This window comes from Pseudomonas reactans, assembly GCF_013385825.1.
GTDB classification, from domain to species: domain Bacteria; phylum Pseudomonadota; class Gammaproteobacteria; order Pseudomonadales; family Pseudomonadaceae; genus Aquipseudomonas; species Aquipseudomonas reactans.
In genome coordinates this window covers 70,579-89,227 of sequence record NZ_JACAPG010000002.1, presented here as the reverse complement: position 1 = coordinate 89,227, position 18,649 = coordinate 70,579, and the positions used below count along the sequence as shown (strand labels likewise).

At 62.4% G+C, this 18,649-nt stretch carries 17 protein-coding genes and 1 pseudogene; 6 read left to right on the top strand and 12 right to left on the bottom strand.

Features of this window, described 5'->3' with window-relative positions:
• Nucleotides 1-60: 60 nt before the first annotated feature.
• The 6 genes from HX868_RS00485 to HX868_RS00460 form a co-directional block, all read right to left on the bottom strand.
• Nucleotides 61-2,121, bottom strand: a complete 2,061-nt coding sequence (locus HX868_RS00485) for a TonB-dependent copper receptor (protein ID WP_177001540.1) — start codon at nucleotides 2,119-2,121, stop codon at nucleotides 61-63.
• A gap of 93 nt (nucleotides 2,122-2,214) precedes the next feature.
• Nucleotides 2,215-2,604, bottom strand: a complete 390-nt coding sequence (locus HX868_RS00480; RefSeq protein ID WP_028615562.1) for a DUF2946 domain-containing protein — start codon at nucleotides 2,602-2,604, stop codon at nucleotides 2,215-2,217.
• 11 nt (nucleotides 2,605-2,615) lie between these two features.
• Entirely contained in the window at nucleotides 2,616-3,098 is a 483-nt protein-coding gene (locus HX868_RS00475) for a copper chaperone PCu(A)C (RefSeq protein WP_177001539.1), read from the bottom strand.
• Nucleotides 3,099-3,145: 47 nt separating this feature from the next.
• Entirely contained in the window at nucleotides 3,146-3,541 is a 396-nt protein-coding gene (locus tag HX868_RS00470) for a DUF2946 domain-containing protein (RefSeq protein ID WP_177001538.1), read from the bottom strand.
• Nucleotides 3,542-3,638: 97 nt separating this feature from the next.
• The gene (locus HX868_RS00465; protein WP_095014520.1) at nucleotides 3,639-3,929 is read right to left on the bottom strand and encodes an addiction module antidote protein; all 291 of its coding nucleotides are present in this window, start codon (nucleotides 3,927-3,929) and stop codon (nucleotides 3,639-3,641) included.
• A gap of 3 nt (nucleotides 3,930-3,932) precedes the next feature.
• Nucleotides 3,933-4,235 carry a type II toxin-antitoxin system RelE/ParE family toxin gene (locus tag HX868_RS00460; RefSeq protein ID WP_177001537.1) on the bottom strand — a complete coding sequence of 101 codons (303 nt, stop codon included), beginning with the start codon at nucleotides 4,233-4,235 and terminating at the stop codon, nucleotides 3,933-3,935.
• Between the two features lie 209 nt (nucleotides 4,236-4,444).
• Here HX868_RS00460 and HX868_RS31130 point away from each other — a divergent pair.
• A pseudogene (locus HX868_RS31130) lies at nucleotides 4,445-4,531 on the top strand (DUF6124 family protein); the annotation flags it as partial.
• 74 nt (nucleotides 4,532-4,605) lie between these two features.
• On the opposite strand, the gene HX868_RS00455 reads toward HX868_RS31130, so the two are convergent.
• Both HX868_RS00455 and cbiE read right to left on the bottom strand, forming a co-directional pair.
• Nucleotides 4,606-5,325, bottom strand: a complete 720-nt coding sequence (locus HX868_RS00455; protein ID WP_177001536.1) for a cobalt-precorrin-6A reductase — start codon at nucleotides 5,323-5,325, stop codon at nucleotides 4,606-4,608.
• Entirely contained in the window at nucleotides 5,322-6,527 is a 1,206-nt protein-coding gene (gene cbiE / locus HX868_RS00450; RefSeq protein ID WP_177001535.1) for a precorrin-6y C5,15-methyltransferase (decarboxylating) subunit CbiE, read from the bottom strand. The genes HX868_RS00455 and cbiE overlap by 4 nt, the downstream gene beginning before the upstream one ends.
• Before the next feature lie 38 nt (nucleotides 6,528-6,565).
• On the opposite strand from cbiE, the gene cobG reads away from it, so the two are divergent.
• The 5 genes from cobG to HX868_RS00425 all read left to right on the top strand — a co-directional run bounded on the left by cobG (nucleotide 6,566) and on the right by HX868_RS00425 (nucleotide 11,915).
• Nucleotides 6,566-7,912 (top strand): precorrin-3B synthase, encoded by a 1,347-nt coding sequence (gene cobG, locus HX868_RS00445; RefSeq protein ID WP_177001534.1) that lies wholly within the window; start codon nucleotides 6,566-6,568, stop codon nucleotides 7,910-7,912.
• The gene (locus HX868_RS00440) at nucleotides 7,905-8,531 is read left to right on the top strand and encodes a precorrin-8X methylmutase (protein WP_177001533.1); all 627 of its coding nucleotides are present in this window, start codon (nucleotides 7,905-7,907) and stop codon (nucleotides 8,529-8,531) included. The genes cobG and HX868_RS00440 overlap by 8 nt, the downstream gene beginning before the upstream one ends.
• The gene (locus HX868_RS00435; protein ID WP_177001532.1) at nucleotides 8,531-9,262 is read left to right on the top strand and encodes a precorrin-2 C(20)-methyltransferase; all 732 of its coding nucleotides are present in this window, start codon (nucleotides 8,531-8,533) and stop codon (nucleotides 9,260-9,262) included. The genes HX868_RS00440 and HX868_RS00435 overlap by 1 nt, the downstream gene beginning before the upstream one ends.
• Nucleotides 9,262-10,899, top strand: a complete 1,638-nt coding sequence (cobJ, locus tag HX868_RS00430) for a precorrin-3B C(17)-methyltransferase (protein WP_177001531.1) — start codon at nucleotides 9,262-9,264, stop codon at nucleotides 10,897-10,899. The genes HX868_RS00435 and cobJ overlap by 1 nt, the downstream gene beginning before the upstream one ends.
• Nucleotides 10,900-11,135: 236 nt before the next feature.
• Nucleotides 11,136-11,915, top strand: coding sequence for a hypothetical protein (locus HX868_RS00425; RefSeq protein WP_177001530.1), 780 nt, complete (start codon nucleotides 11,136-11,138; stop codon nucleotides 11,913-11,915).
• On the opposite strand, the gene HX868_RS00420 is transcribed toward HX868_RS00425, so the two are convergent.
• The 4 genes from HX868_RS00420 to purH form a co-directional block, all read right to left on the bottom strand.
• Nucleotides 11,912-12,508 (bottom strand): MarC family protein, encoded by a 597-nt coding sequence (locus tag HX868_RS00420; protein WP_003171467.1) that lies wholly within the window; start codon nucleotides 12,506-12,508, stop codon nucleotides 11,912-11,914. The two genes, HX868_RS00425 and HX868_RS00420, sit on opposite strands and share 4 nt — an antisense overlap.
• Nucleotides 12,509-12,668: 160 nt before the next feature.
• Nucleotides 12,669-15,440, bottom strand: coding sequence for a response regulator (locus HX868_RS00415; RefSeq protein WP_177001529.1), 2,772 nt, complete (start codon nucleotides 15,438-15,440; stop codon nucleotides 12,669-12,671).
• Between the two features lie 100 nt (nucleotides 15,441-15,540).
• Nucleotides 15,541-16,833: a phosphoribosylamine--glycine ligase gene (gene purD / locus HX868_RS00410; protein WP_016976992.1), complete on the bottom strand. Its 1,293-nt coding sequence runs from the start codon at nucleotides 16,831-16,833 to the stop codon at nucleotides 15,541-15,543.
• Between the two features lie 166 nt (nucleotides 16,834-16,999).
• A complete protein-coding gene (gene purH / locus HX868_RS00405; protein WP_177001528.1) occupies nucleotides 17,000-18,607 on the bottom strand; it encodes a bifunctional phosphoribosylaminoimidazolecarboxamide formyltransferase/IMP cyclohydrolase in 1,608 nt (535 codons plus the stop codon).
• Nucleotides 18,608-18,649 lie beyond the last annotated feature (42 nt).

Below are 18,649 nucleotides of genomic sequence, written 5' to 3'. Positions count from 1 at the left end.
TTGCCGGCGATGGCGATCTCACGGGCGCTATCGCCGGCAAGCCGGCTCCTACAAGGTGCGTTAGAAGCTCATGTCCACCTTGGTCCACAGGGTGCGCCCCGGCTCCTTGATGGCCTGCGGGTCACTGGCCGGGTAGCCGAACCCGGCGTTACCGGCCAGGTTCAAGTGCTCGGCGTAGGCCTTGCCGAACAGGTTGTCGACGCCGGTGCTGACCTTGAAGTGTTTGTTGATGCGATACGCCGCGTTCAGCGAGAACACGCCAAAACCGCCGCTCTTGTCGAAGTCCTTACCGACCACGTTGCCCTTGTTCTGGTCGATGCGGTTTTGTGCAGCGACCACACGCCACAGCGCGCCTGCGCTCCAGTCATCCTCGCTGTAGGTGAGGCCCAGGCGTGCGTCCAGCGGCGGCATTTGCGGCAGGGCCTTGCCATCGCTGCTGTTCTTGCCCCAGGCGTAGGCGAGGGTCGCGTCGGCCTTCCAGTTGCGCGTCAGTTTGTACGCCGCACCCAGTTCGCCGCCCATGATGCGCGCGTCGACGTTGCGGGCCTGGGAGGTGGTGCCCATCATTCCGGGCCGGTAGTCGAACAGGATGAAGTCCTGCACCCGACCGATGTAACCCGAAGCCCAAGCTTCCAGGTCGTCGGCTTTGTATTGCGCGCCGAAATCGAGTTGGGTGGTTTTCTCAGGCTTCACGCCGTCGAAGGCATTCACTGAACCGCTCGCGCCGGTGTTGGGCGAAAACAGCTCCCAGTAATCGGGGAAACGTTCCGAGTGGCCCAGGCCTGCGTAGAGGGTGGTGGGGCTGTCGGCCAGGTCGTGCTCATAGCGTACGAAGCCCGAGGGCAAGGTGTCCGCGCGGGTGTTGTCAGCCGTCGGATTGGGGCGCGTCATCATGCCGGAACCGGTGCTCTGCCGGAAATCCTTGGCCGAGGCGCGGTCCAGGCGCGCGCCAGTGATCAGCCGTTCGCGGTCGGCGGCGTACCAGGTCAGTTCGCCAAACACACCATAGTTGTGGAAGTTGGCGTCCTTGACCCGTGGCAGGTCCTTGTAGGTATCGATGCCCATGCTGCTGCGCTGGCGGTGTTCGTTGGTCTGCGCATCCAGGCCGCTGATCAACTGCACATCGGCCCAGCGCCAGGTGGCCTTGATGCGCGCGCCGAGGGTGCGGCGATCAACGTTGGACGCCATCGGCCCGGCCATCATGCCGGTGCCCGAGGGCGTGCGCAGGCTGTAGTTGTCCATCACATGGTCGGCGTAGTTGTAGTAGACCTGGGCTTCGACCTTGTCCAGCACGTCACCGATGTTGGATTTTTCGAAACGCAGCCCCAGGCTTTCGCGCAGGAACTGCGAACCATCCATGCCGCGCCCGGCGTATCGCGCTTCGCCATCGCCACGGCCGGCAGTGAGTTCCAGCAGGGTGTCGGCGTCGGGGGTGAAACCGACGGCCACGTCGCCGTTCCATTTGTCGTAGCGCGAGGCGACGGTGTCGTTGTTGCCGTCCTTGTAGTCATCGGCATGGGCCTGGTTGCCGATCACCCGTACATAGCCCAGTGGCCCCCCGGCAGCGGCATCGATGACCTTGTCAAAGCGCCCGTTGGAACCCGCCAGCACACTGGCGTTGAGTCGCGTACCCAGCTCGCCGAATTGCTCAGGCTCACGCTCGAACAGCACCGTGCCGGCCGACGCGCCAGGCCCCCAGAGCACGGTCTGCGGGCCTTTGATTACAGTGAGTTTGTCGTAGGTTTCCGGCGAGATGTACGAGGTGGGCGCATCCATGCGACCGGGGCAGGCGCCGAGCATCATGCTGCCGTTGGTGAGGATGTTCAGGCGCGAGCCGAACATGCCGCGCAGCACCGGGTCGCCATTGGTGCCGCCGTTGCGCACCAGGGCGAAGCCGGGGATGGTCTTGAGGTAGTCGCCGCCATCGCTGGCGGGCACCGGTTGGCGCGGGTCTTTCGGGTTGGTGATCACGGTCAGCGGTGAGCTGGGAGCGATCGCCGTAATGACGGTGGGGCTCAATTCATTTTCGTCGGCGTGAGCCATCGGAGCCAGCAGTGCGCCGCACAGAACGGCGAACACGGGAGTACGTCCCAAACGGGTGTCAGCAGAAAACCTGGACATGAAAAATTCCATCAATCAATCGTAAACAACACGGCCAGCAGCCTGCGGCTGTCTGTCTAAAGTCGGCCGGGGTGAAGTAACGCTGTGAAGTGCTTACGAAGCGATGGGCGGCGCGCGGCTGCGGGCGCCGGGGAAGATGCTTTGCCGGGCATGGCCCAGGCGCGTGGCGGGGGTGAGGGCGTTGGCGGGTGGCGGACTGCTCTGGGTGAAGGTTGAAACGCCGCCGGGCAGGGCGGGGCAGCTGTAGAGCAGGTCGCAATAGCCGCACTTGGACCAGAGGGCGTGGTGTTCGTCAGGGGTTTTCTTGTGATGGGAGTCGCCGTGGTCCATTGGCATGTCCATCGACATACCGGCGTGATGGTCCATCGGCATCGCTTGGGAAATCAGCGGACCGATAAAGATCATCAGCATGGCGAACAGGCTGATCCAACCGCCGCGCCTTACGCGGGCGTGCGGGGAGAGCCTGGCGCGAGGGGCGCCCATCGAATGTCAGCCTATTGCGGGTGCTTGTGCTCGTGGCCGGCCATCGGCGGTATTTTCTGAACCGACACTTCCACCTTGACCTCGCCGGCTTTTTCGAAGGTCAGGGTCAGCGGGAATTGCTTGCCGTCGGCCAACAGGCTGCGGTCTTTGATGTCGAGCAGCATCACGTGGTACGCCATCGGGGCGAAGGTCAGGTCACCCTTGGCTGGCACGGCGACGCTAGGCACTTGCTGCATCTTCATCAGATCGCCCTGCATGACGTGTTCATGCAGCTCGGCCTTTTTCGCCACCGGCGTTTCGACGCTGAGCAGGCGGTCCGGGGATTCGCCGGTGTTATGAATCACAAAATACGCGGCGACAGTCGGCGCATTCGGCGGCAACTCCTGGGACCAGGGTTCGCTGACCACCAGGTCACCGGACTTGTAGTCCTCGGCATTGGCAGCACTGAACACCGGCAGCAGCAACGCAGCCAGAAGCAGGGAAGATTTGAGCATGGCAGTTCTCCAGAACGGTTCTAAACGCAGTTCACTTGCGAAGAAAATCAGACCGTTGGAGAGGCGCGGGGGTTGAGGCTTGGCCATTGCTGGCGCGGGGTCGGGCTCTGCAGACGGGGCGACGGCAAGCTCTGTGAGGTACTGAATTGGGTGAGATACAACTGCGGCACATGCCCCGGCAACGCCACCATTGGCGCCGAGCCCGAGCAACACCAGCAATGCTGCATGGTGGAGTGATCATCCTGCTGCGGCGCCGGAATCTCCAGCTTGCCCAGGGCGATGGTCTTGAGCGTGGCGCCATTGGACGAGCAGAAACTGCCCCACAGCAACTGCTGCACCGGGTCCTGGGACTGTTGCATCGCGCTGGCCATTGGCATGGCAAAGGCGTTGAACAGCACTGCGAGGCAGGCGATCCAGGCGATTGCGAAGCGTTGACGGGCCATGGCGGACAATCCGTAGGGTTAAACGATCAGGAGGGTATTTAGCCTGATCGTAGGGGATAAGTAAAAACAGGGCATGTGGTTTGGTGTCGCACTGCTATCAGATAGCGGTGGCGTGAAGCTTCAGGCCCAACGCTTTCATGACTTTCATGATAGTCGCGAATTCGGGATTGCCAGTGGCGGAGAGGGCTTTGTACAGGCTTTCGCGGCCGAGGCCAGCGTCGCGGGCGATTTGGGTCATGCCTTGGGCGCGGGCGATATCGTTGAGAGCGGTGCGAATCAAGAGACCATCGCCTGCATCGTCTTCAAAGCAGGTCTCCAGGTAGGCGGCCATTTCTAAAGGGGTTTTCAAATATTTTGCCGCGTCGAAGCGAGTATAGGATTCGCTCATGAGTCATTCCTCATTGCCAAGGTTTAATGCAATTAGCTTTGCACGCTTGATGTCCCGGCTTTGTGTTGATTTGTCACCACCGACTAGCAGCAGATAAACCGCCTTGTTTCGACGAGTGAAGTAAACGCGATACCCAGGACCGTAGTGGATTCGCATTTCGGACACCCCATCACCTACAGGCTCACAGTCACCGAAGTTTCCGGCTTCTGCCATTCGTATTCTCTTCACAACACGCACTTTTGCGAATGGATCCCGAACGGCCTCCAGCCATTGGACAAACTCAATGGTTTCATTGAAATCAATCATCTCGGATCGTATTCCTTGGGATACATCATGGCAAGTGCGACGCACTGTGAAAACAGTGCATCTCCATCGCGGATGCTGGTGCGAATTCGCGAGGAGAGAGGTTAGGGCGGGGGCTTTTTGCTGAACCAGCCAGCTCGTTCGGAAGTGTTTGTAGGGGGATTCGGCTTTTATGAGAAGGTCAAATGCTTGGTCATTTTGCGGGTTATTTGAAACGAGAGGAATTGCTCGGCGTTGCGCAATTGATTGAGCTGGCGCAGCTGCTGGCGGATCGCGTACACGCCACGTCCCCACTGTAGGAGCCGGCTTGCCGGCGATGAGGTCCCTGAGACTTGCGGTGAGCGTACGGGCCTCATCGCTGGCAAGCCAGCTCCTACAAGGATTGCAGTGTTTGCAGGAGGTCTTGGACGTTGGTGAACTCTCGGTCGACGGTTGCCAGAGCGGGGCGTTTCAATACAAGCATCGGCACGCCTCGCTCTCTTGCCACTTCCAGCTTTGGTTCTGTGGCGGTGCTACCGCTGTTCTTGCTGATCAACACATCAATCCCGCGGCGCCTGAACAGCGCGCGCTCATCCTCAATCAAAAACGGTCCCCGCGCGCCGATCACTTCACAGCGCTCATTCCCCGGATACACATCCAGCGCCCTCAGCGTCCAGAACTGCTCCGGTGGGATTTCATCCAGGTGCTGCAATGGCTCACGCCCCAACGTGAACAGCGGACGCTTGAAGGGTTTGAGCGCTTCAATCAACGCGGGCCAATCACTGACCTCGCGCCAATCATCCCCCGCCTGCGGCTGCCACGCCGGACGGCGCAACGCCCAACACGGCACGCTGCTCAACCGAGCAGCCTCGGCCGCATTGCGGCTGATCTGCGCCGCATACGGATGGGTCGCGTCGAGAATCAGGCCAATCCCCTCATCCCGAACAAACTGCGCCAAGCCCTCAGCGCCACCATAACCACCGACCCGCACTTGGCAGGTCAGGTCGGTGGGCACGCGCCCGACGCCGGCCAGGCTGTAGATATGTTCCGGGCCCAAGGTGCGGGCAATCGCAAATGCCTCAGTCACGCCGCCCAGCAGAAGGATGCGCTTCATAGCGGCTTGACCACTTCCAGCAAGGTAATCGGCAACGCCTGCCGCCATGTATCAAACTCCCCCAGCGGCTGCGCCTGGGCTACGTGGATGCGCGTCAGTTCGCCGCCATGCCGCGCACGCCAGTCCATCAGGGTCATTTCACTTTGCAGGGTCACGGCGTTTGCCACCAGGCGCCCGCCCGGCCGCAGGTGTTGCCAGCAGGTGTCGAGTACGCCGTCGCGGGTGACGCCGCCGCCGATGAAGATGGCGTCCGGGGCTTCCAGTCCGTTCAACGCCTCGGGCGCCTTGCCGCGAACCAATTGCAGCCCGGGCACGCCAAGGGCGTCGCGATTGTGTTCGATCAGTCCTTGGCGGCCCTCATTGGCTTCAATCGCCAGTGCGCGGCAACTCGGGTGCGCACGCATCCACTCGATACCGATGGAACCGCTGCCCGCGCCCACGTCCCATAGCAGTTCGCCAGGCATTGGCGCGAGGCGGGCGAGGGTCATGGCGCGTACATCGCGTTTGGTCAGTTGGCCGTCGTGTTTGAAGGCTGAATCCGGCAGGCCCGCCAGGCGCGACAGACGGGGTGTTTCGCCGGAGGCTACGCAATCAATGGCAACCAGATTCAAATCGGCGACTGACGCGTGTTGCCAATCCGTAGCCAGCCCGTCGATGCGCCGCTCATGCGCGCCGCCCAAATGTTCAAACACGCTCAAGCGGCTCGGCCCAAACCCGCACGAAGCCAACAAAGCGGCAATCAACGCCGGACTGCGCCCGTCATTACTCAACACCAACATCCGCACGCCACTGGCCAGATGCGCATTCAGCGCCGACAGCGGCCGGGCGACCACGGATAACGTCACCACGTCCTGCAACGGCCAGCCCAAGCGAGCCGCTGCCAGCGACACCGACGAAGGCGCCGGCAAAATCAGCAACTCTTCAGCCGCCACCTGTCGCGCGAGGCTCGCGCCCACGCCATAGAACATCGGGTCCCCACTGGCCAACACGCACACCGGCTCCCCGCGCCGCGCCAGCACCGGCTCCAGGGAAAACGGGCTCGGCCACAACGCACGCTCGCCGCGAATACACACCGGCAACAGGTCCAACTGGCGCTGAGCACCTATAATCCGCGTGGCGCGCAACAAGGCATGCCGGGCATTCCTGCCCAGCCCCTTGAAGCCGTCTTCACCGATGCCTACAACCGTCAGCCAGGGCGACATAAAGATTCCTTGAACGACATCCGACGGGCAGGCTTTTCATGCCGCCGGACAAAGCAGGCATAATACCGCGCCTTTACCCATCAACCGGTAGCCCCGTGAACCCAACGCCCGCTGTAAATACCTTGCGCCCCTCGGCTTGTCCGGGGTTGCTGCGTATTGTCCAGGCGCTGGACGGCGGCATTTGTCGGATCAAACTGGCCGGTGGTTCGATCACTGCCGCCCAAGCCCACGCGGTGGCGGATGCCGCCCAGGCCTATGCGGGCGGCGTGATCGAGGCGACCAACCGCGCCAATCTGCAGATTCGTGGGATTGGCACTGAAGAAAGCGCGCTGATTGCGATGCTGCTGGCAGCCGACCTCGGCCCCAGCAATGCCGCCGGCGACGACGTGCGCAACCTGATGCTCAGCCCGAGCGCCGGGATCGATCCGCAGATGCTCTTCGATACGCGCCCGCTGGCCGAACAGATCCTGAACACCCTGCAAAGCCACCCGCGTTTCCATGAGCTGTCGGCCAAGTTCGCCGTGCAATTGGATGGCGGTGAGGCCCTGGCGATGCTCGAACATCACCATGACCTGTGGCTGTCGGCGTTCGTACGGGAGGGCGAGACGCTTCTCGCCTTTGGTCTGGCAGGTTGTCCGGGGCTGGATGCGCCGCTGGCCGCCGTGCCATTGGACCAGGGCCATGCGCTGGTGGTGGCCGTGCTGGAGGCGTTTCTCGATATTGCCACTCCCGAACAGACCCGCATGCGGCATCTGTCTGTGGATAACTTGCTGAGTCGTCTAACCCTGCCGCTGCTGCCTGTTGATGGCTTAAAACGCCCGCCCAGTGGCGCTTTGCTGCACCTTGGCACTTATCCACAAGCGCAAAAGAACCAATGTTACGTCGCCGCCATCGCACCCTTGGGCCGCCTGGATGCGACGATGCTCAAGGGCGCCGCGCAACTGGCCAGTGAGTACGGCGATGGCACGCTGCGTTTCACCCCCTGGCAGGGTGTGCTGCTGCCCAACGTCGAAAAACCGCACGCCGTGACCGAACACCTGGCGCAACTCGGTTTTCTTTGTTCAATCGACCAGCCCCTGTCGCGCATGACCGCCTGTACCGGCTCCAGCGGCTGCGGCAAGGCCCTGGCCGACACCAAGGCCGACGCCATGCAACTCGCTGCCCTGGACACCGGGCACAACGTGCACCTGTCCGGCTGCCCACGCTCCTGCGCCGCCGCACACACCGCGCCGGTGACCTTGCTGGCGGTGAGCGCCGGCCACTACGACCTCTATTTCCGCGAGGCAGCCCACCCCGGTTTCGGCCGGCTGCACGCACGCAACCTTTCTATTGAAGCGACGGGCGCCCTGCTGCGCGCTCGCCCACGGAGCAACACCGATGATTGATTACATCCGCGACGGTCAGGAGATCTATCGCAACTCCTTCGCCATTATTCGCGCGGAAGCCAAGTTGGACCGCATCCCGGCTGATTTGGAAAAACTCGCGGTGCGGGTGATTCATGCCTGCGGCATGGTCGACGCCATCGACTGCCTGCAGTTCTCCGAAGGGGCGGGCAAGGCCGGGCGCGATGCGCTCGCCGCCGGTGCGCCGATCCTGTGCGATGCGCGGATGGTCTCCGAAGGCGTGACTCGCGCACGCCTGCCGGCCAATAACGAAGTGATTTGCACCCTGCGCGACGACAGCGTGCCGGAGCTGGCGCGTGAGCTGGGTAACACCCGCTCCGCCGCGGCCCTCGAATTGTGGCGCCCGCACCTGGAAGGCAGTGTGGTAGTGATCGGCAACGCGCCGACCGCACTGTTTTACTTGCTGGAAATGCTCGATGCCGGCGCGCCGAAACCGGCGTTGATCCTCGGCTTCCCGGTCGGGTTTGTCGGCGCTGCCGAGTCCAAGGCGATGCTGGCTGCCGACAGCCGTGGCGTGCCGTTCGTGATCATGCAGGGCCGCCTGGGCGGCAGCGCCATGGCCGCCGCTGCGGTGAATGCCTTGGCCACGGAGGTCGAATAATGCAGGCACGCGGACGTTTGATCGGCCTGGGCGTAGGCCCCGGTGACCCGGAACTGATCACCCTCAAGGCCTTGCGCCTGCTGCGCGAATCGCCCGTGGTGGCTTACTTCGTGGCCAAGGGCAAAAAGGGCAACGCCTTCGGCATCATCGAAGACCACCTGGTGCCGCAGCAAACCCTGATGCCGCTGGTGTACCCGGTGACCACCGAGGTGTTGCCGGCGCCGATGTCCTACGAGCAAGTGATCAGCGATTTCTACGACGCCGCCAGCGTTGACGTAGCGGCGCATCTGGACGCGGGCCGCGATGTGGCGGTGATCTGCGAAGGTGACCCCTTCTTCTACGGCTCCTACATGTACCTGCACGACCGCCTTGCCGAGCGCTATGAAGCGCACGTCGTCCCCGGCGTTTGCTCGATGCTCGGCGGCGCCTCGGTGCTGGGCGCGCCGCTGGTGTATCGCAACCAGAGCCTGTCAGTGCTTTCGGGGGTGTTGCCGCATGACGACCTCAAGCGCCGCCTGGCGGATGCTGACGCGGCGGTGATCATGAAGCTGGGGCGCAATTTCCCGAAAGTGCGCCAGGTGCTGGGAGAACTCGGCCTGGCCGAGCGTGCGCTGTATGTGGAACGCGCCACCATGGCCAATCAAAAGATCGTGCCGCTGGATCAGGTAGATCCGGCGTCGTCGCCGTACTTCTCGCTGATCATCGTGCCCGGTGAACGGTGGCAAGGTTGATGAGCCCGGCGATTGTCATTCTGGGGCAGGGCAGCCTGGCCACTGCCCGCAAGATCCAGCGGCTGTACCCCGCAGCGGTGATTCACGGCTTGGCCGGACGGGTCGAAGGCGCGGATCAGACCTACACTGAGTTTGGCGCGACCCTGCGTCAGTTTTACCAGCAAGGCATGCCGTTGATTGCGCTGTGCGCGGCCGGCATTGTCATCCGCACGCTGGCGCCGCTGCTGCTGGAAAAAGGCGAAGAGCCCGCCGTGCTGGCTGTTGCCGAAGACGGCAGCGCCGTGGTGCCGCTGCTCGGTGGCCTTGGCGGTGTGAATGTGATGGCGCGGGAGATTGCCGCCGCGCTGGACGTGGCCGCTGCGATCACCACCAGTGGCGAGTTGCGTTTCGGCACGTGCCTGCTCAACCCGCCGGCGGGTTATGAGCTGGCCGACCTGGAGCTGGGCAAGCGGTTTGTCTCGGATCTGCTGGCCGGCGAAAGCGTGCGCATCGAAGGCGTTGCGCCGTGGCTGGAACAGGCCAACTTGCCTCAGGACCAGCACGCGCGCTTGGCAATTCATGTGGGCAGTGCCGAGCGCATACCGGCTGCGAATGAATTGCTGATCTATCCGAAAACCGTGAGCGTGACCTGCAAGCCCGGTCCGCAGTTGGCTGAGCGTGTGCGCACGGCGTTGCATGCGGCGGGCATTGCCGTGCAATCCCTGGCGTGCCTGCTGGCCAGTGATACGCAGATGGCCGAAGCGTCGTTGCATGAAGCGGCGCTGGAATTGGGCGTACCGCTGCGTTTTGTCAGCGTCACCCAGGACGCGGATATCGTCATCAACGTTGCCGAGCAGCCCCTGGACGTATCGCAAGTCGGCCACGTGCGGGGTCGCCTCGCTGTGATCGGCCTGGGCCCCGGCGCTGCCGAGTTGATGGTGCCTGCGGTGAAAGCCGAACTGGCGCGTTGCACTGACGTGCTCGGCTATGAAACCTATGTGCGCATGGCCGGCCCATTCCGTGACGATCAAGTGCAGCATTGCACCGATAACCGCGAAGAAATGCAGCGTGCCCGCCATGCCTTCGAGCTGGCGGCCCAGGGTCGCTCGGTTGTTGTTGTATCGTCCGGCGACCCGGGCGTGTTCGCCATGGCCGCTGCGGTGATCGAAGCCCTGCACGAATCCAGTAACCCGGCCTGGCATCAGGTCGACCTGGAAATACTGCCGGGCGTCTCGGCATCGCTCGCCACCGCCGCCCAGGCGGGCGCACCATTGGGGCATGACTTCTGCGTGATGTCGCTGTCGGACAATCTCAAGCCCTGGTCGATCATCGAGAAGCGCCTGGACCTCGCGTCCCAGGCTGATCTGGCGTTGGCGTTCTACAACCCGATCTCGCGCGCGCGGCCGTGGCAGTTGGGTCGAGCCCTGGAAATCGTCGCGCTGCACCGTTCGCCCGAAACGCCAGTGGTGCTGGGCCGCGATATCGGTCGACCGGGCCAGACCTTGCGTGTCACCACGCTTGGGCAACTGACGCCGGAACAGGTAGACATGCGCACCATGGTGCTGATCGGCTCGTCTACCACCTGCACATTCGCCCGTGCCGGTGGCGGTACATGGGTATACACACCGCGTTGGTATGGCGAAAAGCCCAGCGCCTGAAAACGGTTTGCCGGCCGCCTGAAAGCTCCGAATGACCCAGGGATTTTCCTGGCGTTGTCCGGGGCTTTTTCTTTTTTTTGCGACGAAATCCGGACGTTCGCCCGTCACGCCACGTAATTGCTGGGCGCTACGGTTTGACGCGTCGATCCAAGGGATTGTTATCGTCTGGAAAGCCCGTCACCCCGTGAACTAGGGTGGACACAAGCCCCACGTTGGGGTGCTTGTGGAGAATCAAAATGGAGCGACATCACGGAAGGATCAACAATACAAAAAGGCGCAAGTTGATTGCGGCCTACACGTTGCCAGGGGCGTCAGGCAAGCCTGCGGGTTTGCCGCTGGACACCGAGGATGACTTCAACGCGGCCGTGGTCAACAACAGCGTGATCTCGTTTGCTCAAGGCCTGTCGAGTCTGAATCGGGAATACGTGCGTAAAAGTTATCTGCTGGCCAGCAGCTACGTCAGCGATGTATTGAAAGTGCACCGCGGTACCGAGGATTGGTACGACGAATTCATCAGGGTGATGGTCAGCCTGGGGTGGTTGCCGGTGCGCAGCCGCTTCGAGCGGATTTCTCATGCGGGCAAGGGCCTGACCGTGCAGTTGGCGGCGTTGAACCTTATCGCCGCCTTACTGGCGACGAGCACGTTGTCCGGGCCGCTGCTGACGGCATTGCCAAAACTGGCAGCCGATGCATTAGAGGCATTGAAACAGACGCCTGCGTCTTTCGAGCTGTTCAAACGCAACAGCTCCGTGCACCAGGGCGGCGATTTCGGTCTGGCATCCTGTGCCGAAACCGATGGCGAATTGATGATGGTGCTGGTGACCTACAGCACCCACGGGGTCACTAAACAGGTAGGTCTGCCTTTCCTGGAATGGGACAGCTCCTCGTTCGAGGCCTTCAGCGGGCAGACGTGCCTGGTGCTGAATACCTCGGTGGTCAACGAAAAGACGATCCAACTGATGCGCGAGAGTGCGGGTGACAAGGTGCAGTCGGCTATCGCCAAATACCGGATCTAAGGCACCAGGTAACCGCGCACACCGGTGAAGATGATTTGCGCGGCCAGGGCACACACGAACAACCCCATCAACCGACTGACAATCTGTAAGCCCTGGTCACCGAGGATCCGTTCGATGCGGTTGGACAGGTACAGCACCACACCCACCGTGAGGCTGGCCAGGGCGATGCTGAGGATGGCGGTGAGCTTGTCATCCCAGTGGGGCTGGCTCACGCCCATCACCAGCAGCGCACCGATGGTGCCGGGGCCGACGGTGAGGGGGATGGTCAGCGGCACGATGGTCACGTCCTGCTGCACGTTATCGGTCTGCACCGCCGACTTGCCTTGGGCCATGCCCAGGGCGGAGATAAACAGCACACTGCCGGCACCGATGCGGAAGGCGTCGACGGTGATGCCGAATACACTGAAGATCACGCGGCCGAACAAGTAGAGCAACACGCTCGATACCAGGGTCGCCAACGCCACCTTCCACGCCAGGCGCCGCCGCTCTTTGCTGGAGTAGCCACGGGTGAGGCTGATAAAGCAGGACAGCACGAAGAATGGGCTGTAGAGCACCAGCATTTTCAGGTAGACGCTGAATAACACGTGGAGCATGGGGGGCGGCTCGAGGCAGTGAGGACCGAGGGAGTCTATCAGGCACACCCACTTTGTAGGAGCTGGCTTGCCGGCGATAATGGGGTGTCAGGCAATGGGTGTGTGACTGATACACCACCATCGCCGGCAAGCCAGCTCCTACAGGCGATCGTATTTCAGGTCAGGAGGAGGCGTGCTCGGGCCGTTGTTGGCGCTGCGCCACCCAGAACTCCACCAGTTCACGCAACTGCGACAACTCCACCGGCTTGGCCATGTGCCCGTCCATTCCGGCCTGGCGTGCACGCTCTTTATGTTCCGACAGAATGTGCGCCGTCAGCGCCACCACCGGTGTGCGAATACGCTGGTGGCTGACTTCCCACGCGCGCAGCTGCTGGGTCGCCGAAAAGCCGTCGAGGATCGGCATTTCACAGTCCATCAACACCAGGTCATAGCGCTGGGCTTTCATCGCTTCCAGCGCTTCCTCGCCATTGCTGGCAGTGTCCGGGTTGAGATTGAGCTTGCCGAGCATGCCACGGATCACCTTGGTGGAGATGCTGTTGTCTTCTGCTACGAGGATACGGAAATCCGTCGGCACGGTGATGGCCGCCGGGGCATTGAGGACCGGGCGGGGTGGGACGTTGCCCTTGCTGCGCTGGGTCAGTTCGTCGGCCAGGGTGGTCTTGAGCGTGTAGCCGGCCACGGGTTTGGCGAGGATGCGCTTGATCCCGCAATTGCGCGCGATGATCTTGCTCGGCGCGTTGCTGATGCCGGTAAGCATGATCAGCAGGATGTCGTGGTTCAGGCTCGGGTCTTCCTTGATTTTCGCCGCCAGTTGCATGCCGGTCATGCCGGGCATGTTCTGGTCCAGCAGCACCACGTCGAAGTAATCGCGCAGGTGCGCCTTGGTGCGCAGCAACGCCAGGGCTTCCTTGCCCGAAGGCACGGCGCTGACGTTGAGGCCCCAGGCCGAGCATTGTTGCACCAGCACTTTGCGGCAGGTGTCGTTGTCGTCCACCACCAGCACCCGTGCGCCCTTGAGTGGGCCGTCGAGGTCGGAAGTCGGGTGTTCCAGGCGTTCCGGGTCCAGCGGCAGGGTCAGCCACAAGGTGCTGCCCTGGTGGCTGCCGCTCTTGATGCCGAACTCGCCGTTCATCAGCAGGATCAGTTGGCGAGCGATGACCAGGCCCAGGTGACCGTTCAGGCGGGTGGCGGAGAAGAAATTCTTGCTGTGCAGTTCGCTGTGCAGCAGGGCGTCACGCTCGGCGGCTTCCATCGGCAAGCCGCTGTCTTGCACGGCGATGCGCAGGCGCGGCTTGGTGCTGCGGTCGTCCAGTGCGACGACGATCAGCACTTCGCCTTCGTCGGTCTTTTGCAGGGCGTTTTCCAGCAGGCTCAACATGGCCTGGCGCAGGCGCGTCGGGTCGCCGCTGATCACGCGGGGCACTTGGGGCTGGATAAAGCTGATCAGTTCGACGTTCTGTTGCTCGGCCTTGGCGCGGAAAATACTCAGGCAATCTTCGATCAGCGCGTTGAGGTCGAACTGCACGTCATCCAGTTCGATCTGGCCGGATTCCAGCTTGGAGATGTCGAGGATTTCGTTGATCAGCGTGAGCAGTTCATTGCCAGCACTGTGGATGGTCTGCACGTAGTCGCGCTGTTTCACCGACAGCGGTGTGCCCAGCAGCAATTCGGTCATGCCCAGCACGCCGTTCATGGGCGTGCGGATTTCGTGGCTGATCTTGGCCAGAAACTCGGCCTTGGCGGCAATCTCTGCGTTGCTTGCCGCCAGGTCGCGACTGAGGCTGAAGCGCGCTTCGACAATCGCGCGCTGGCGTTCGCCCAGTGCCAGGCTCATCAACAGGCCGCTAAGGCAGATAAACGCCAGCAACGTAACGATCAGGCCCTGGGGCGAAACCATCGTCAGGCCCAGTAGCGCCGGCAAAATGATCAGCGTGCCGATGTTGAACACCACCATCGCCGCCACGAACAGGCGTGCAGGGCGGTAGCCTTTCTGCCAGTGATAGGCCGAGACAAACAACATGCTCAAGCCAGCCAGGGCCACCAGGGCATAGGTGATGATGTTCAGCGGCAGGGTGTTGACGAACAACAGCAGCAAGCCGCACAGCACGATGAACAGGATGTCGGCCATCAACAGCTTGTTCAGCGGGTGTGGGCCCAGGGGCATGAAGAAACGGTAGGCAAACATCAATCCGCACGGCGCCGTCAGCAGCAGGGCCAGGTAGGCGCCTGGGGTCTGGATTGCGTGCCAGTTCGGCAGCCAGGGGCCGATCAGATTGAGCAGCAGTGCGAGGCTGAGCATCAGCAGGATTTCGCAGGCCGCCAGCCACAGGCTGCTGCGCGAGCGGTGGTAGGCGAAACGGGTGATGTTGTGCAGGATCAGCATCAGCAGACAGCCGAACAGCAGGCCGTAGATCAGCGTCTGGGTCTGGTCGGCGGCGGCAAGCACGGCCGGTTCCAGGGTGATATAGGGGCGCAGCTCATGTTCCGAGACCAGGCGCAGGTAGACCTCTAAAGGTTTCTGGCTCTGGGGCATCGGCAGCATGAAGTCGCTGCTGGGTAATGGGCGCTCGGCCTGGGGCTGGCGTGTGCCGGTGCTCTGCTGCTCCACCAGGGTGTCGCCGTCCAGTACATAGAGGCTCAGGTGGGACAAATCCGGAGCAAAGACCCGCAGCACTTGTTCGTGCTTGCCGGGTTGCAGTTTGAAACGCACCCACAACGCACCGTCCGGTTCCGCGGCGGTAATGCGGTCCAGTTCGATGGGGCTGAATTGATTGGTGTAGCGCGAGGAACGGATGTCGCTCAGTTGCAGGTCGGCCTGTTCATCAAGCAATACTGCCCAGCCACTGCCTTGCGCGGCGGCCTGGGCCGGGAACAAGCAGAGCAGTGTCAGCAGACTGACAGTAAAACCTATGGCGATCCTGAGCCAGCGCACGGCGAAATCCCTTCGTAGGTTGATGCACGGTTAACTATGCGCGGGTAGGGCTGCATACGGCAAGGGCCAGAGGCCCCTGCCTAGCCGAACGGATAGCGACTTACTGTTTCTCGCCACGCTCCCGCGCAATGGCGCGATAGCCGATGTCCTTGCGATAGAAGCAGCCTTTCCAGTCGATCTTTGCAGCGAGCTTGTAAGCCTGTTGCTGCGCGGCGTCGACACTGGCGCCCATGGCGGTGGCGCACAGCACACGGCCACCGGCTGTCACAACCTGGCCGTCCTTGAGCGCGGTACCCGCATGGAACACTTTGCCTTCCAGCGTAGCAGCGGCGTCGAGACCTTCAATCACGTCGCCCTTGGCGTAATCGGCAGGGTAGCCTCCGGCCGCCAGCACAATGCCAACGCTCGGACGTGGATCCCACTGGGCTTCAACCTTGTCCAGCGCTTGGGCCAGGGCGGCTTCCACCAGCAGCACCAGGCTCGATTGCAGGCGCAGCATCACTGGTTGGGTTTCCGGGTCACCGAAGCGGCAGTTGAACTCGATGACTTTCGGGTTACCGGCTTTGTCGATCATCAGGCCGGCATACAGGAAACCGGTGTACACATTGCCTTCGTCGGCCATGCCACGCACGGTCGGCCAGATCACCAGGTCCATGACGCGCTGGTGCACGTCGGCGGTGACCACCGGGGCAGGGGAGTAGGCACCCATGCCGCCGGTGTTCGGGCCGGTGTCGCCGTCGCCGACGCGTTTGTGGTCCTGGCTGGTGGCCATCGGCAGGACGTTCTTGCCGTCGACCATCACGATGAAGCTGGCTTCTTCGCCGTCGAGGAATTCCTCGATCACCACGCGTGAACCGGCGTCACCAAAAGCGTTGCCGGCGAGCATGTCGCGCACGGCGTCTTCGGCTTCCTGCAGGGTCATGGCAACGATCACGCCTTTGCCGGCGGCCAGGCCATCAGCCTTGATCACGATCGGCGCACCTTTTTCACGCAGGTAAGCCAGGGCCGGCTCGATCTCGGTGAAGTTCTGGTAGTCGGCGGTCGGGATTTTGTGGCGCGCCAGGAAGTCCTTGGTGAACGCCTTGGAACCTTCCAGCTGGGCAGCGCCAGCGGTCGGGCCGAAGCAGTCCAGACCACGGCTGCGGAACAGGTCCACGACGCCGGCAACCAATGGCACTTCCGGACCGACAATGGTCAGGGACACATTTTTTTCAGCAAAGTCGGCCAGCTGCTCAAGGGCCAGCACGTCGATTGCGACGTTCTCGCACTTGGCTTCAATGGCGGTACCGGCATTGCCGGGTGCTACGAATACTTTCTGGACGCGCGGGTCCTGGGCAACTTTCCAGGCCAGGGCGTGTTCACGGCCACCGCTGCCAATGATCAAAACATTCATTTCAAAAACCTCGGATGACGCAAATTCTGGGGTACACCGTGGGCCGCATTTCTGTGGGAGCTGGCTTGCCTGCGATGCTGGCGCCTCGGTGTATCAAGTACACCAAGGTGATGCCATCGCAGGCAAGCCAGCTCCTACAGGAGCCAGGGCCACCGGCTGTGTTGGATCAGTGGCGGAAGTGGCGCATGCCGGTGAAGACCATGGCGATGCCGGCTTCATCAGCGGCAGCGATGACTTCTGCATCGCGCATCGAGCCACCCGGTTGGATCACGGCGGTCACGCCAGCTTTCGCGGCGTTGTCCAGGCCGTCACGGAACGGGAAGAACGCATCGGAAGCCATCACCGAACCCACGACTTGCAAGCCAGCGTGTTCAGCCTTGATCGCGGCGATACGCGCCGAGTTCACGCGGCTCATCTGGCCGGCGCCGACACCAATGGTCTGGCGGTTCTTGGCGTAGACGATAGCGTTGGATTTAACGTACTTGGCCACTTTCCAGGCGAAGATCAGGTCGTTGATCTCTTGCTCGGTCGGCGCGCGTTTAGTCACGACTTTCAGGTCCTGGCTGCCGATCATGCCGATGTCGCGGCTCTGTACCAGCAAGCCGCCGTTGACGCGCTTGTAGTCCCAGGCAGCGGCGCGGTCAGCCGACCACTCGCCGCAGGCCAGCAGGCGCACGTTGGCTTTGGCCGCTACGATAGCGCGGGCTTCTTCGCTGACGCTTGGGGCGATGATCACTTCAACGAACTGACGCTCGACGATCGCCTTGGCGGTCTCGGCGTCCAGCTCACGGTTGAAGGCGATGATGCCGCCAAACGCGGATTCGGTGTCGGTGGCGTAGGCCAGTTCGTAGGCCTGGCGGATACCGCCTTCAGCGTCCGGGCAGACCGCCACGCCGCACGGGTTGGCGTGCTTGACGATCACGCAGGCCGGCTTGACGAAGCTCTTCACACATTCCAGCGCGGCGTCGGTGTCGGCCACGTTGTTGTAGGACAGCTCTTTGCCTTGCAGTTGGGTCGCGGTGGCGATGCCCACTTCAGCTGGCTTGGCTTCCACGTAGAACGCCGCGCTCTGGTGCGGGTTCTCGCCGTAGCGCATTTCCTGGGCCTTGATGAACTGGCTGTTGAAGGTGCGCGGGAATTGGCTGCGGCCTTCGGTGGACAGTGTTTCAGCCGCCTGGTTAACAGTGCCCATGTAGTTGGCGATCATGCCGTCGTAGGCGGCGGTGTGTTCGAACGCCTTGAGCATCAGGTCGAAGCGCTGGGCGTAGGTCAGGCCGCCGGCTTTCAGGCTTTCCAGCACGTTGGCGTAGTCGCTGGCGTTGACCACGATGGCCACGTCTTTGTGGTTCTTGGCCGCCGAGCGCACCATGGTCGGGCCGCCGATATCGATGTTTTCGATGGCGGTCGGCAAGTCGCAGCCTGGCTTGTTGATGGTGGCTTCGAACGGGTAGAGGTTAACGGCTACCAGGTCGATCGGTTTGATGCCGTGTTCGGCCATGATCGCGTCGTCGGTGCCGCGACGGCCGAGGATGCCACCGTGGATTTTCGGGTGCAGGGTCTTGACCCGACCGTCCATCATTTCTGCGAAACCGGTGTAGTCCGCCACTTCCACTGCGGCCACGCCGTTGTCCTGCAGCAGTTTGAAGGTCCCGCCCGTGGAGAGGATTTCCACGCCCAGGGCTTCCAGCTCCCGGGCAAATTCGAGGATCCCGGTCTTGTCGGAGACACTGATCAAGGCGCGGCGGATCGGCAGGCGGGTAGTCTGGTCGGTCATTTCAATTTCCATCAAAAGCAAAGGAAGTCAGCAAAAAAGGCG

Coding starts and splice junctions, on each gene's coding strand:
- HX868_RS00420 (WP_003171467.1), bottom strand. CDS start 12,508: ATGCTCCACGTGTTATTCAGCGTCTACCTGAAAATGCTGGTGCTCTAC.
- cobJ (WP_177001531.1), top strand. CDS start 9,262: ATGAGCCCGGCGATTGTCATTCTGGGGCAGGGCAGCCTGGCCACTGCC.
- purD (WP_016976992.1), bottom strand. CDS start 16,833: ATGAATGTTTTGATCATTGGCAGCGGTGGCCGTGAACACGCCCTGGCC.
- HX868_RS00435 (WP_177001532.1), top strand. CDS start 8,531: ATGCAGGCACGCGGACGTTTGATCGGCCTGGGCGTAGGCCCCGGTGAC.
- HX868_RS00455 (WP_177001536.1), bottom strand. CDS start 5,325: ATGAAGCGCATCCTTCTGCTGGGCGGCGTGACTGAGGCATTTGCGATT.
- HX868_RS00470 (WP_177001538.1), bottom strand. CDS start 3,541: ATGGCCCGTCAACGCTTCGCAATCGCCTGGATCGCCTGCCTCGCAGTG.
- HX868_RS00465 (WP_095014520.1), bottom strand. CDS start 3,929: ATGAGCGAATCCTATACTCGCTTCGACGCGGCAAAATATTTGAAAACC.
- HX868_RS00440 (WP_177001533.1), top strand. CDS start 7,905: ATGATTGATTACATCCGCGACGGTCAGGAGATCTATCGCAACTCCTTC.
- HX868_RS00475 (WP_177001539.1), bottom strand. CDS start 3,098: ATGCTCAAATCTTCCCTGCTTCTGGCTGCGTTGCTGCTGCCGGTGTTC.
- HX868_RS00425 (WP_177001530.1), top strand. CDS start 11,136: ATGGAGCGACATCACGGAAGGATCAACAATACAAAAAGGCGCAAGTTG.
- purH (WP_177001528.1), bottom strand. CDS start 18,607: ATGACCGACCAGACTACCCGCCTGCCGATCCGCCGCGCCTTGATCAGT.
- HX868_RS00460 (WP_177001537.1), bottom strand. CDS start 4,235: ATGATTGATTTCAATGAAACCATTGAGTTTGTCCAATGGCTGGAGGCC.
- cobG (WP_177001534.1), top strand. CDS start 6,566: ATGCCGCCGGACAAAGCAGGCATAATACCGCGCCTTTACCCATCAACC.
- HX868_RS00485 (WP_177001540.1), bottom strand. CDS start 2,121: ATGTCCAGGTTTTCTGCTGACACCCGTTTGGGACGTACTCCCGTGTTC.
- HX868_RS00480 (WP_028615562.1), bottom strand. CDS start 2,604: ATGGGCGCCCCTCGCGCCAGGCTCTCCCCGCACGCCCGCGTAAGGCGC.
- cbiE (WP_177001535.1), bottom strand. CDS start 6,527: ATGTCGCCCTGGCTGACGGTTGTAGGCATCGGTGAAGACGGCTTCAAG.